The sequence below is a fragment of the Pectobacterium actinidiae genome (genome assembly GCF_000803315.1).
GTDB lineage: Bacteria > Pseudomonadota > Gammaproteobacteria > Enterobacterales > Enterobacteriaceae > Pectobacterium > Pectobacterium actinidiae.
Genome location: NZ_JRMH01000001.1, coordinates 1,361,213 through 1,374,811, shown reverse-complemented (window position 1 = coordinate 1,374,811; position 13,599 = coordinate 1,361,213). Strand labels below are relative to the sequence as shown.

Sequence of the window (13,599 nt, the reverse complement as noted above, 5' to 3'; positions counted from 1 at the left end):
AGATCTGTCAATTCATTTTATGCGAATGTCCGAACTTAATTTCACAGAAAAGGGAACTCTTAGACAATCCACTGTAGAGTTGATTTGGTTGAATTAGCCTTACTCCATACGTTGAATGTGGTTAAGCGCATGATCAAAATGGGGTCACTTTGGTGGTCTTGACAACTCGAGAATTATGGATCACTATTTTTATCAGCCAGTTACTGGCGAAGGCGATCCCAGTCAGAGGAGCCAAATTTAAAAAATCCCGCTTAAGGAAACTTAAGCGGGATTTTTGCTTTTAGCCGTTTATTCAACAATTTAACGTGAAAAGTGTTCCCGATGCATATTCCGTTTTCCCTCCGCATCGGGAGAATATGGTGGTCAGATTGAGGGTCACGTTGGTTCGATAACGGCGTGACCCCCATTTTGATTTCTGACGAGTAGTTATTCACTCTGGAAAGGTTTAACGGCTCCGTTATTTAAAAGTTGTGCCCACCGTTCAGCCATAGGAGCGAGTTGCGTTTGCCTACTTTGTTATGTGGTTATACAACTGATCATGGCATTCGCTAACACAATGCCTTAGGGCATCTTCTATGGCACTTCTGTGTGAGTGAAATCGGCTGATAGGAACGACAACCGATATGGCTAAGGTCAGTTTGCCTGGGTTCGCAAGAGGAAGACCAATCGCGCATGAACCCATTGCGTGCTCTTCAACATCGTAGGCAAATCCCCCGGCACGAATTGTATTCAATTGCTCAATTAAATCATCAACATTAGCAACCGAACGAGGCGTGACTCTCTCCAGAATATCCGTTCCATAGCGCGCATAGACGTCATCATCAGATAAAGTTGAAAGTAATGCTTTTCCGTTTGCCATTGTATAAGCGGGATAGGTCACACGAACATCCGGAACCGCTCGGATACGCTGCTCTGACAAAAAGCGATCCATAAACAAAACGGACGTTCCATCTAACGTTGATAAATCGACGGTTTCTTCTGTTTTTTCATACAGTCGATACAGCGCAGGACGGAGATCGTGAGCAGGCCCCGGACCTGATATCTCCCCCAAACGTCGCAGCCCCCAACCAGGGCGAACCCCTTTGCACCAGCCTGAACAAGATGTTCACTTTCCAGCGCATCGACAATCCGCTGGACGGTTGATCGAGCCAACCCTGTCAACGCCGCAAGCTGTCCCAGGCTGAGGCCGTCGGGGCTCTCACAAACTTCACGCAAGATAGCCGCAGCCCGTGAGATAACCTGAATACCGCCCCCGGATTTATCGATCATAATAGCTCACCCTGAATCACTATATGGTACAGCAAGTGTATCTCATTGCGGTACAGCATGCGTATTACATGCCGATACGTTACCTTTCTTCATCCTCATATTTTCACTGCGTAGTGGCGCAGGAAACAGGGCTAAGCATTTCTCAGCTCAGGAACAAGCAAGGCATTAACCGCACTGCTCTTTAATCAAAAAGGACGATACTTCATGAAACTTAACGCGACATTATGCCTTCTACTAACAATGAATTGTATTCCCAATATGGCGAACGCAGTGGATATACAGGAAACCAGTAAGAAAACGACTCTCTATCTCAATCAGCATTACCCTCAGCTAGATAGCTTATATAAAGATATTCATAAAAATCCTGAACTTGGGTATCAGGAAGTCAGAACTACCAAACTTCTTGCTGATAATATGCGCAAAATCGGTTTCCAGGTGACGGAAAATATCGGTGGCACAGGGCTGGTTGCCATATTCAAGAATGGGGATAGCCCTACCGTCATGGTGCGCACTGAACTTGATGCATTACCCATGCAGGAAAAAACGGGTCTGCCATACGCCAGTACCGCTAAGCAGATCGGCCGGGATGGGAAAGAGACATTCGTTGCGCACGCCTGTGGTCATGACATTCATATGGCATCGTGGTTCGGTACCGCTTCTGCACTAGTCAGTATGAAAGACAGCTGGAATGGGACTTTAATGTTTGTTGCCCAGCCAGCTGAAGAGGAAATTACGGGTGCCAGCGCAATGATTCAGGACGGTATTTTCAAAAAGTTTGGCAAACCAGATTACGCATTTGCCCTGCACACGTCCCCAATGGAATACGGGCTGGTTTCTTTTAAACCCGGCGTTCAGACATCCAACGGTGATTCATTCGCTATTACATTTACTGGGAAAGGGGGACATGGTTCCATGCCGGAAAAAACCATTGATCCCATTATTATCGCTGCACGATTTGTTACTGACGTCCAGACACTCGTCAGCCGTGAAACGTCCCCTAACGCATTTGGCGTTGTGACGATAGGTGCGTTTAACGCAGGGTCATCCGGCAATATCATTCCTGATATGGCGAATATTCAGGGAACATTGCGTACGTACGATGAGAACGTACGTAAAAATTTGATTGAGGGTATCACTCGGTTTGCCAAGGCGTCTGCCGATATGGCCAACGCACCAAAGCCGGAGATTGTTATTGGTCAAAGCAAAGTTGACTCTGTGATTAACGATGACATGCTATCCGAATCTACCGCGAAAGTATTTAGCCAACGATTCGGTAAAAATTTCATACAGGCGAAAGAACCCAGTTCTGCCAGCGAAGATTTCTCTGTCTTCGTCAACAATGGCATTCCGTCTGTCTATTTTAACATCGGTATTTACTCGCCAGAGCAAATTAAAAAATGGGAAAATGAAGGTGTCGCCATACCCAGCAACCATTCCCCACAGTTTGCTCCTGTACCGGAACCGACCATTCGCACCGGGGTTGAAGCCATAACACTCGCGGTAATCAGTGCCATCGATAAAAATGCGGAAAATAAATAACAGCATCCATATTTTTATATGTCAGTCTACGCCGTAGTAGAGAAAAGAGAGAACGCCGCCATTGGTAACACCGCGGCAGCGTTCTCTCAATAACCTTAGTGACCGTATTTAAAATTAAAACCTAATGCGTCACCCGTCGTGTCGTATTCGCGGAAGTTATAGATCAGAGGCTTCCATTTTGACGAGTCGATGACATCATGTGTTCCTAATAGATCGCTTTCCACCCAGACATTAACAATATCCAGTTCGACAAGAATAAAACGCCCTTTGTCCGTCGTGCTGACGGTTTTACATTCTGCCTGAATAGGACATTCAATCACCCGAGGTGGCGTAATATCGGTAGAGGCTTCAGTGTGAAGACCAACTTTGGTGAATTTATCGTGGCATACCTGAATGCCCCATTTAATCTGACCTTCAGATAGCGTATTGCTTCCAGTCAGCTTACCAAGCGCTTCAACCTTCTCCCACAGTTTGTAATCAGGAATATTGATGACAACATCAGAGCCGGATAATAAATTACTGTAAGTCTTACTTCCTTTCGTGACACCGATAATAATTTTATCGCCGAGAGAAATTGATGATGATACAGCGGAAACATTGACTTCTCCGTTGTTATTATCCGTCGTCGTAACAAGAAAAACCGGGAAACCATAATAAAACGAACTGAGTTTTACGTTCTTTTTCATTTGAGTTCAGACCTCATCACAGAGTGGCGTTATATTCCCCACTTCTACTCTTTTGATTTCTTTTTAACAATAACTCTCATTGAGTAGCGATGAAGGCGATTTATTACACTTAACCTCCCTAATAAGTAGACCATCAAAAAAATAACATATTGTAACTATTCATTGATGTTAGTGCTTACCTCGACACATCGACGAAGAAAATAACTGACGCGGGAAACATTGATCCTTGATAATACGGTCTTCCAGCGACATATTGCGATATTTTAAAAAATTAATGAGCAGAAAATAATTCACAAACATTAAAAGAGGTATATGATATACACCATATAGTTTTTTCCTTCCGGCCCTGCAATGTGGCTGGGTAAAGCATGAGGTTTAAACATGGAACGAATTGTTATACCTGCGAATTATGTTCATACCCGTACAACGCCTTTTTGGACAAAAGAAACGGCTCCGGCGTCTATCTGGCAGCGCCATTTGGATGCAGGGACACGGCAAGGCGTCTATCCACGCCTGTGCGTGATGCAAGGGATAATTCGTTATTATGGTTACGCGGATGGAACAAGTCCTGACCCTGTCGACACGCTAACTATCGAAGCCGGACAATTTGGCGTATTTCCCCCAGAGAAATGGCACAGAATCGAAGCGTTAACTGACGATACGCTATTTAACGTGGATTTTTATGTCGATCCAAAAATTTTGATAGAAGGTTGAGGCAAACATAATGACAAGTGAAAACAAAGGGTATTCATTAACACTATTGAACCGCGACAATAATAAGAAAGCAGAAAAAGTTTATCTTAAACCCATGGCTTTTTATGTACCAGATTTCGCCGCAGGTGCAGTCGTGGAATTACTCAACGAACTTCCCTCAACCAGTGAAAATAACAAAGGTTTTTTACTGACAGTCACAAATAATAATAACGGCGTGTCCGTTGATAAAGATCTCGCTACGGCAGAAGAATTAAAAGACAAGACGATTTCGGCTGATGCAGTAAAAGAGCTGGTTAATATCGTACGTGGCTACGATGTGGATGAAGATACCAATGTCTGCGGCTGGTAATATCGGCTTTCCCGCAGCTCGGGCTATTTAAGTTATATCCCTACGCATTTAAAAAAAGGCGCTGGATGTCTTTTGACTTAACAAGCGCCTCTGTCCCCTCCCCACGCGATATACAACCCAAAGTGCCTGAGCATGCTCATCAGGCTAATCCCTCCATTCTGCTATTGCCATCACACTTACCTATCAGGTCTGCACGATCTGTTTGACTTTCCCGCGTGCGAGGAATTACAACAGCAGCACAGGCGTGTAACTAGTTTTCTAGGCAAGACCTGAAGCTCTCCCACTCAACATCATGAGAAGGGCTTCAGGTCTTTTTTCGTTTCTGGATCAGGGGAATCGTCGTATGAGCCATACAGCAACAGATAATAACGCGACAGCCTATGCCACCACCGCGGAAAAAATCATCACGTTAGTCGGTGGGATCGACAATATTGAGCACATTGAACACTGCTCTACACGGCTACGGTTAAGCCTTTACGACAACAGTCAAGTGAACCAGCGCGAACTGGAAAAGGTGCCGGGCGTGCTGGGCGTTCGGGTTAACGTGCAGTGTCAGGTGATTATCGGCAGCGAAGTGATGCAGGTGTACGAAGCAGTGCAGAACCTCGCGGCAGGCCGGAAGGAAACAGGCCGCGTCGCGCCAGCAAAAACCAACCGCACGGCTTTTGTCATCGATTTTATCATCAGCGTTTTTCAGCCACTGGTGCCTGCGATTGCCGGCGGCGGCGTGCTCAAATCACTGTTACTGCTGCTGGACCTGCTCGGTTGGCTGACCAAAGACAGCTCAACCTACAAAGTGCTGGATAACATCGGTTCCGCCCCGCTCTATTTTCTGCCGATTCTGGTGGGGATCACCACCGCAATGAAGCTGAAAGTGAATGTGCTGGTCGCCGTTTCTGCCGTCTCTGTCATGGTGCTGCCTGCCATGTCGAAACAGCTGGCGGAAGGCGCAGAATTTCTCTCTTTCGACCTGAAAAACGTCGCTTACGCCTCACAAGTTTTCCCGGCAATTCTGTGCGTCATTTTCTATGCGCAAACCGAAAAGTTCTTCAACCGCTATTCGCCGAGCGCGCTGCGCATTTTCCTGTCACCGATGCTGTCGCTGTTGGTTACCGTTCCCGTCACGCTACTGATTCTTGGTCCGCTCGGTTATGAACTCGGAGCGGGTCTGGCTAGCGTGATCCTCTGGCTATACGGCAAGCTGGGCTTTGTGGCAACGGGGTTACTCGCCGCAGCACTGCCCTTCATGGTGGCGTCGGGGATGCATAAGCCCATGCTGCCCTATGCCGTTTCCTCCATGAGCCAGTTTGGTAAGGAAATGCTCTATCTGCCTGCGTCACTCGCGCATAACATTGCCGAATCAGGTGCCTGTATGGCGATTGCGTTCAAGAGTAAAGACAAAACGCTAAAATCGACGGCGCTTTCAGCCGGTATTTCTGCCCTGTTCGGCATTACCGAACCCGCGCTGTACGGAATTACGCTGCTGAATAAAAAGGCGCTCTACAGCGTGATCGCCGGTAGCCTGGTTGGCGGTGCATTTATCGGCTGGATGGCGATTGAAGCCTTTGCGCTGGTTGGCCCCGGTCTGGCGAGCATCTCCATGTTTATCTCACCGGAAAACAGCTGGAACATCGTCTATGCCATCGCTGGTGCCGTGCTCTCTTTTGTCATCGCCTTTCTCTCTGCGCTGTTCCTCTGGCGAGAAGAGAAGCCTGTTGTCGTAGAAGAACGTCATCACACGGTGACCGAATACCCGTTCGCCAGCCCGATTGAAGGCAAAGTGATTCCGCTGGACAGCGTGAATGACGAAATTTTCTCCAAACACATTATGGGTGACGGCATCGCCATCATCCCAGAGAAAGGTGTGCTCTACGCGCCGGCGAACGGCATCATTGAGAACGTGTTTGAAACCGGCCACGCCGTCAGCATGCTCACCGATAGCGGTGCTGAACTGATTTTCCATATCGGCATTGATACCATCAAACTCAATGGTCAGGGCTTTCAGCCGAAAGTCACGGCCGGCCAACAGGTTAACACCGGCGATGTCCTTGTTGAATTTGACCTCGATAGCCTCATCGCCGCGGGTTACGATCCCGTGGTCATGATGGTTATCACCAACAGCGAGCGCTTTCGCGTGATACCGGAAGCCACTGACGTCGTCATCTATCCCCACACCATCATCATGACCTTAAAGGAGTCTGTGTAATGGATAAAAACATCGCATTCCCGGAACACTTTTTATGGGGCGGCGCGATTGCCGCGAATCAGGCCGAAGGCGCATGGAATGAAGACGGCAAGGGGCCGTCGGTCGCGGACGCCATTACCTGGAAGCCGAATCTCGATCTGAAAAATTACCATGCCCACATGGCGCTAACAGACGAAAATATCGCTGATGCGTTCAACGGAAAAAATGACGCGTTCTATCCCAAACGGCGCGGCATCGATTTTTATCACCGCTACCCAGACGATCTGGCACTGTTTGCCGAAATGGGCTTCAAAGTGCTGCGCGTCTCTATCGCCTGGTCGCGCATCTTTCCGACCGGAGAAGACAGCACGCCGAATGAAGCAGGCTTACAGTTTTACGACGACCTATTCCGCGAGATACGCAAGCACGGCATCGAACCGCTGGTGACGCTTTCACACTACGAAATGCCGCTGGCGCTGAGTGAGAAATACAATGGCTGGGTACACCGCAACGTACTGGATGCCTTCGTACGCTTTAGCAATGTCTGCTTCGATCGCTATAAGGATCTGGTGCGCTACTGGCTGACCTTTAACGAGATCGACAGTATCCATCGCCACCCCTTCACCACCGCGGGGATTCGCGAAGAAAAAAGCGCACCGGGGCAGGCTAAACAGGATATTTATCAGGGGCTGCACCACCAGTTTGTCGCTTCTGCCCTCGTCACCCGCGACTGTCATGAAAAAATCCCAGGTAGCCAGGTCGGTTGCATGCTGACCAAGCTGACGACGTATCCGCACTCCTGCCGCCCGGAAGATGTCGAAGCCGCGCTGAAAAAGAATCTCGAAAACTACTTTTATGCCGATGTGCAGGTGTTCGGTGAATATCCGCCGCTCATCAAACGCGACCTTGAACGACGTGGCATTCACCTCACTATGCAGCCTGACGAGCTGGCCATTCTCAAGCAACACACCGTTGATTTTGTGTCGTTCAGCTATTACATGTCACTTACCGAATCCACACAGCCGGACGCCGAGAGAATCCCAGGGAATACCGTTCTCGGCGTGAAAAACCCGTACCTGCCAGCCTCAGACTGGGGATGGCAAATCGACCCGGTCGGGCTGAAAATCTCCCTGCTGGAGCTGTACGATCGCTACCAGAAACCGCTGTTTATTGTCGAAAATGGGCTGGGTGCGAAAGACGTTGTCGAAAACGGCAAAATCCACGATCCTTACCGCGTTGACTACTTCCGTTCACATTTCGAGCAAATGCGTGAAGCGATTGGCGAAGGCGTTGAACTGATGGGGTTCACCAGTTGGGGAGCGATTGACATCATCAGCGCGGGCACGTCACAAATGTCCAAACGCTATGGCTTTATCTACGTCGATCAGGATGACGAAGGCAATGGTTCGCTGGCACGGCTGAGAAAGGATTCGTTCTACTGGTATCAGAAAGTCATCGCGACCAACGGTGCCGATCTCACCTGATAGCGCAACTAAGCCGCAGACTACGTGTGCAATGGCAGGAAATGACTGCGATTGGAAAAGCCTGATGAGAAAACCAGCATGATTGGAAGAAAAACGTGATTAAAGTGAAAAAAGCGTTAAATAACAGCATGCTGTTAGTCGATCATGAACAGCAGGAGATGATCCTGTTGGGTAAAGGCATCGGATTTGGTGCCAGACCCGGTTCGTTGATTGATGTGACGCACGTTGAGCAGGTTTTCATTCCGCTGGAGAACCTGAAATCACGGCATTTTCTTTCATTGACCGACACGATCCCTGCGGCTTTTTTTGACATCACCCATGAGATCGTTACGCTGGCGCAAAGTCAGTACGCCGAAAAACTGAATTCGGTGCTGTTCTTTACGCTGGCGGAACATCTCTATTTTGCGGTTGAACGCTGTAAAACGGGCAATCACTTCATCAATAAGCTCAGTTGGGAAGTGAAGCGCTATTACCAAAAAGAGTACGCCATCGGGGTGCAGGCAAAAGATCGCGTGTCGGCGCGCTTTAACGTCACGCTACCCGATGACGAAGCCATCAACATCGCGTTTCACCTCATTAATGCCGCGGGCAGCGCCGAAATTGCCGATGCCCACCAGCAGGTTCAACTGGTGAACCGTCTGGCAGAGATTGTCCGCTATAAGCTAAACAAGAATATTGATGTCAACGCCGTCGATTACCTGCGCTTTATCACCCATCTGCGGTATTTCTCCGAACGGGTGATTGCCCGCAAAATCGCACCGGGACGCACGGACGATTTCTATCAGGAACTGCTGAAACACTACCCTGAAGCGATGGCGATTTCCTGGGCCATCAGAGATTACGTGCAGGAAAAATACCAAATAGCCTTGCCGAAAGAAGAACTCACCTGGTTGACTATGCATATCAGCAGGCTGGCCGACAGCCAGACGCCGTAGCAATGGCCTTACCCAAGACAGTCAATCACCACAGTTTTTATCGATAGGCTGACAAATAAAATCGAGATCTTTCCCGAGCAGTGAGTATGTTGACCCCCATCACGATAGTGAATAAACCGCATTAATGAGATTGCAAACAAGAGTGATTATCATATATTGTTTTAGTTACCTGCCGAAAATATCTCCTTATTTTATTCATTTACGCGTCATTTTTACTCTGGAGAAGATAATAACATGTCAAAAACGCTGTCTGTTCTGCGCAAAAAAGCGCGCCTGCTGACGTTAGCGTCATCACTGATGGTGGCCTATGCACTGCCTGCTGCCGCAGACGACTCTCTGACACTTTACACTACGCGTGAGCCCGGCCTGATTCAGCCGCTGCTGGATGCGTTCACCAAAGAGACGTCTGTTAAAGTCAATACCGTGTTCATCAAAGACGGGATGCTGGAACGAGTGAAGGCAGAAGGCCAAAACTCACCAGCTGACCTGCTGATGACCGTTGATGCCGGTAACCTGATCGATCTGGTGGACGCGGGTGTCACACAGCCGATTCAGTCCAACGCATTGACCGAAGCCATCCCTGCGGCGCTGCGCGACAAAGATAACCAATGGTTTGGTCTGTCAATGCGCTCTCGCGTGCTCTATGCGGAAAAATCACTGCCGCTGACAAGCATTACTTACGAAAATCTGGCCGATCCGAAATGGAAAGGCAAAGTGTGTATCCGCGCGGGTCAACACCCTTACAATACCGCATTGGTTGCCGCGATGATTGCCCACCACGGTGAAGCCAAAACCGAAACCTGGCTGCGCGGCGTGAAAGACAATTTGGCGCGTAAAGCCACCGGTGGTGACCGCGACGTTGCACGCGATATCCTCGGCGGCATCTGCGATGTGGGTCTGGCGAACTCTTATTATGTCGGCCACATGAAGAACGCCAAAGAAGGCACCGACGCCCGCAAATGGGGCGATGCCATCAAAGTCATTCAGCCTACCTTTGAAAACGGCGGCACACACGTCAATATCAGCGGTGCAGCCGTTGCACGCCACGCGCCGCATAAAGATCAAGCCGTTAAATTGATGGAATATCTGGTCTCCGCTCCCGCTCAACAGATCTACGCACAGGCGAACTACGAATATCCGGTTCGCAAAGGCGTCACGCTGGATTCCACCATTGGCAGCACGATTGGTGAAGTGAATGTGGATAGCATCCCGCTGACCGACATCGTTAAATTCCGTAAACAGGCCAGTCAGTTGGTAGATAAAGTTGGATTCGATCAATAAGACCGGTTCGTCAACGATGCGCGGCACCTTCGGGCGGCCGCGCCTCTTTTTTTCTCCGCTGCGCATCGCTGCCGTCATCATTGCGCTCGGCGTACTGGCTCCGCTGGTTTCCCTGCTTTGGCTAGCCGCTGGCGCTGGCATCGGCCATTGGGATCACTTGATGCGCTACGTGCTGCCCGATGCCACTCTCAACACGCTGCTCCTGCTCGTCGGCGTCGGTGTGCTCGTCATAGTGATTGGCGCAGGCTGCGCCTGGCTAGTAACCGCGTTTGATTTCCCCGGCAGACAGTTCGTTAGCTGGGCGCTGCTGCTACCGCTGGCGATGCCAACCTACATTGTCGCGTTTGCCTGGCTCGATCTGCTGCATCCTATAGGGCCGATTCAGGAAGCCATTCGCAGCCTGTTGGGCTACGACAGCCCGCGCCAGTTCCGCCTACCGGATCTGCGCTCCATGCCGGGCGCAATTCTGTTGCTCGGGCTGGTGCTCTATCCCTATGTTTATCTGACCATGCGCGCCATGTTTATCAGCCAGCCTGCACACCTGCTGGAAGCGGCTCGCACGCTGGGGTTGAGTGCAACAGGCACCTTCCTGCACGTCGCCTTGCCGATGGCGCGCCCTGCGCTGGCCGTTGGCACGAGTCTGGCCTTGCTGGAAACGCTGAATGATATTGGTGCCTCCGAATTCCTTGGGGTCAATACGCTGACTGTGACGGTTTATACCACTTGGGTCACCCGTTCGGATTTACCCGCCGCCGCGCAGATTGCCTGCACGATGCTGACGGTGGTCATCCTGCTACTGACACTGGAATATTACGGCCGAAAAAACCAGCGCTACGGCACCAGCCGACAGATGCGTGGCATCCTGCCCGCCCCGCTGAAAGGCGTACGCGCCTGGCTGGCGACCTGTGCGACCGCGTTGCCTATCCTACTCGGCTTCATTGCCCCTGCCCTCTTTCTGGCATGGGAAAGCGCTAAACGGCTGGGCGATAGCGTGACGATCTCCGCTGGTCTGATACAGTCATTACACAACTCGCTTCTGTTGGCCGTAGGCGTCACGCTAGTCGTCACGTTCGTCAGCCTGATTATTGCGTGGTACGCCCGTCATTCGGCCATCACCGACCGTTCGCCAGCGCGCCGCCGCACGGTATTGAGAATCGCCTCGCTGGGCTATGCCGTTCCCGGTACAGTACTGGCGATTGGCATGCTGACGCCCGGTATGGCAACAGATAATTTTCTCGCTGAATTGATAGGCTACAAAGGATTGCCGCTGCTTTCCGCGGGTATCCTGCTGGTGATCTGCTGCGCCATTCGCTTTATGGCGATTGGGATTGGTGCACTTGATGCGGGGCTGACGCGCATTCCTCCGGTAATGGAACAGGCGTCACGGTTGCTGGGTGAAAGCGAATTGATCACGTTTTTACGCGTACATCTTCCCCTGCTGCGCCCCGCGCTGGTGACCAGTGCGCTGCTGGTGTTTGCTGACGCAATGAAAGAGCTTCCCGCGACGCTGCTGCTGCGACCGGTCAACTTCGAAACATTGGCAACCGTTCTGTATGCCGAAGCCGCCAGAGGCACCTACGAAGAAGGCGCGATTGCTGCACTGCTGATTGTGCTGGCGGGGACGCTCCCCGTTGTGCTGCTGGCTCGCAGTCAGCTAAAAACGTCGGTTGAGAAAGAATGAAAATCATGAGGAAGAGTCAAGGTGTCTGAGGCTACACTCGTTCTGAATAATGTCCACGTCTCTTACGGGCACAAGCATCATTTTCACCATGTGCTGAACGGTTTCTCCATGCAGGTTGCCGCCGGTGAGTTGGCTTGCCTGCTAGGTGCATCAGGATGCGGTAAAACTACAGCGCTACGTGCGATTGCGGGTTTCGAGCAGGTGACTCAGGGAACCATTCACGTCGGTGGACGCTGTGTGGCCGGCCCAGACGTACATCTGCCGCCGGAACAGCGTAACGTCGGGATGGTGTTTCAAGACTACGCCCTGTTTCCCCATCTAACCGCTGCGCAAAATATTGCCTTTGGCCTGAGAAAACAGCCAAAAGATCTTCAACAATCGCGCGTCCGCACCATGCTTGAACTCGTCGATCTCACCGCGCTGGCACAGCGCTACCCACATGAAATGTCTGGCGGACAACAGCAACGTATCGCCCTCGCACGAGCGCTCGCCCCACAGCCTGCCGTTCTGCTACTCGACGAACCCCTATCCAGCCTCGACCCCGACAGCCGCAAACGACTGGGACAGGAAGTACGCGACATTCTGCGCGACGCCGGACAAACCGCGCTTCTGGTTACCCACAGCGAGCAGGAAGCCGAATTGATGGCTAGCCATATTGGCTATTTGAAAGAAGGTACACTCAGCAGTGTGTCGGTGAACCGAGACGCCTGATTCAGATGGTTCATCCCTGACAAGATGGTAAATAATGAGTATGATTAAATCCTATCGACGTGGTAAGGGGGGCAACAATGAGAACAACACAACAGATGAGCATAACACTGCCGAATGAAATGGCTGCGCAAGTGAAAGCGCGAGTTGCTAGTGGCGAATACGCCTCAGAAAGTGAGGTTATTCGGGAAGGTCTCCGAGCGCTAATCGCACGCGATAATCTCGTAGAGAACTGGTTGCAGGAACAGGTCGTTCCCGCTTGGAACGCGCTGCAACGCGGTGAAACAGAAAGCCTCAGCAGCAGCGATATTAGGAACAGATTAAAAGCCGAGTTCAGGAAGATGACCGGAGAAGAGTAATGGATTACAAGGTAGTATTCGCACCGGAAGCGGAAGAACAACTCGCCGCACTATACGGCTACATCGCGAGAGTTTCGTCACCCAAAACAGCACTTAGCTATACCGAAAGCATCGTTAATTACTGTGAATCACTTGAGTTATTTCCTGAAAGGGGAAACCAGCGCAATGATATTGCGCCTGGACTGCGTGTCACTCACCATAGCAAACGAACACTCATTGCTTTTATCGTGGAAAAAGAGAAAAAAACAGTAACGATTCTGGGCATTTGGCATGGTGGGCAAGACTATGAAAGCGACCTACTAGCAGATGAAACTGATTAGGAATATTGGGTTAACCAACTATTTTCCGAGAATACATTTCCCCAGATAATATAGCAGTAGCCTACAGGTTACCCATAAGCCACTGCCCA

General features: G+C 50.4%; 14 protein-coding genes. 11 read left to right on the top strand and 3 right to left on the bottom strand.

The genetic code is table 11. The annotated features are described in order from the left end of the window. Positions 1-508: 508 nt before the first annotated feature. Both KKH3_RS21335 and KKH3_RS21330 read right to left on the bottom strand, forming a co-directional pair. Positions 509-1,051, bottom strand: a complete 543-nt coding sequence (locus KKH3_RS21335; protein WP_420892354.1) for an IclR family transcriptional regulator — start codon at positions 1,049-1,051, stop codon at positions 509-511. Continuing rightward, complete coding sequence (locus KKH3_RS21330; protein ID WP_052201297.1) at positions 952-1,269, bottom strand: helix-turn-helix domain-containing protein; 318 nt, start codon at positions 1,267-1,269, stop codon at positions 952-954. Before KKH3_RS21330 ends, KKH3_RS21335 begins: the two co-directional genes overlap by 100 nt. A 270-nt stretch (positions 1,270-1,539) precedes the next feature. Here KKH3_RS21330 and KKH3_RS05800 point away from each other — a divergent pair, with 270 nt between their 5' ends. After that, positions 1,540-2,808, top strand: a complete 1,269-nt coding sequence (locus KKH3_RS05800) for an amidohydrolase (protein WP_234991494.1) — start codon at positions 1,540-1,542, stop codon at positions 2,806-2,808. Between the two features lie 95 nt (positions 2,809-2,903). Here KKH3_RS05800 and KKH3_RS05795 read toward each other — a convergent pair whose 3' ends face one another. Continuing rightward, positions 2,904-3,494 carry a flavin reductase family protein gene (locus tag KKH3_RS05795; protein WP_039356827.1) on the bottom strand — a complete coding sequence of 197 codons (591 nt, stop codon included), beginning with the start codon at positions 3,492-3,494 and terminating at the stop codon, positions 2,904-2,906. A 381-nt stretch (positions 3,495-3,875) separates the two neighbouring features. Here KKH3_RS05795 and KKH3_RS05790 point away from each other — a divergent pair, with 381 nt between their 5' ends. The 10 genes from KKH3_RS05790 (at position 3,876) to KKH3_RS05745 (ending at position 13,510) form a co-directional block, all read left to right on the top strand. Beyond that, positions 3,876-4,208, top strand: a complete 333-nt coding sequence (locus KKH3_RS05790) for a TehB family protein (protein ID WP_039356825.1) — start codon at positions 3,876-3,878, stop codon at positions 4,206-4,208. A gap of 10 nt (positions 4,209-4,218) precedes the next feature. Continuing rightward, on the top strand, positions 4,219-4,557 hold the full coding sequence (locus KKH3_RS05785) for a DUF1869 domain-containing protein (RefSeq protein ID WP_039356823.1): 339 nt from the start codon (positions 4,219-4,221) through the stop codon (positions 4,555-4,557). A 343-nt stretch (positions 4,558-4,900) separates the two neighbouring features. Beyond that, positions 4,901-6,763, top strand: coding sequence for a beta-glucoside-specific PTS transporter subunit IIABC (locus tag KKH3_RS05780; RefSeq protein WP_052201296.1), 1,863 nt, complete (start codon positions 4,901-4,903; stop codon positions 6,761-6,763). Beyond that, complete coding sequence (locus KKH3_RS05775) at positions 6,763-8,226, top strand: glycoside hydrolase family 1 protein (RefSeq protein ID WP_039356820.1); 1,464 nt, start codon at positions 6,763-6,765, stop codon at positions 8,224-8,226. Before KKH3_RS05780 ends, KKH3_RS05775 begins: the two co-directional genes overlap by 1 nt. A 95-nt stretch (positions 8,227-8,321) precedes the next feature. After that, positions 8,322-9,161, top strand: coding sequence for a PRD domain-containing protein (locus KKH3_RS05770; RefSeq protein ID WP_039356818.1), 840 nt, complete (start codon positions 8,322-8,324; stop codon positions 9,159-9,161). Positions 9,162-9,395: 234 nt separating this feature from the next. Then, positions 9,396-10,442: a Fe(3+) ABC transporter substrate-binding protein gene (locus tag KKH3_RS05765; protein WP_039356813.1), complete on the top strand. Its 1,047-nt coding sequence runs from the start codon at positions 9,396-9,398 to the stop codon at positions 10,440-10,442. After that, entirely contained in the window at positions 10,426-12,123 is a 1,698-nt protein-coding gene (locus KKH3_RS05760; RefSeq protein ID WP_039356810.1) for an ABC transporter permease, read from the top strand. Before KKH3_RS05765 ends, KKH3_RS05760 begins: the two co-directional genes overlap by 17 nt. A 21-nt stretch (positions 12,124-12,144) precedes the next feature. Next, entirely contained in the window at positions 12,145-12,834 is a 690-nt protein-coding gene (locus KKH3_RS05755) for an ABC transporter ATP-binding protein (RefSeq protein ID WP_039356807.1), read from the top strand. 77 nt (positions 12,835-12,911) lie between these two features. Next, a complete protein-coding gene (locus KKH3_RS05750; RefSeq protein WP_039356804.1) occupies positions 12,912-13,190 on the top strand; it encodes a ribbon-helix-helix domain-containing protein in 279 nt (92 codons plus the stop codon). Next, positions 13,190-13,510 carry a type II toxin-antitoxin system RelE/ParE family toxin gene (locus KKH3_RS05745; RefSeq protein ID WP_039356801.1) on the top strand — a complete coding sequence of 107 codons (321 nt, stop codon included), beginning with the start codon at positions 13,190-13,192 and terminating at the stop codon, positions 13,508-13,510. The genes KKH3_RS05750 and KKH3_RS05745 overlap by 1 nt, the downstream gene beginning before the upstream one ends. Positions 13,511-13,599 lie beyond the last annotated feature (89 nt).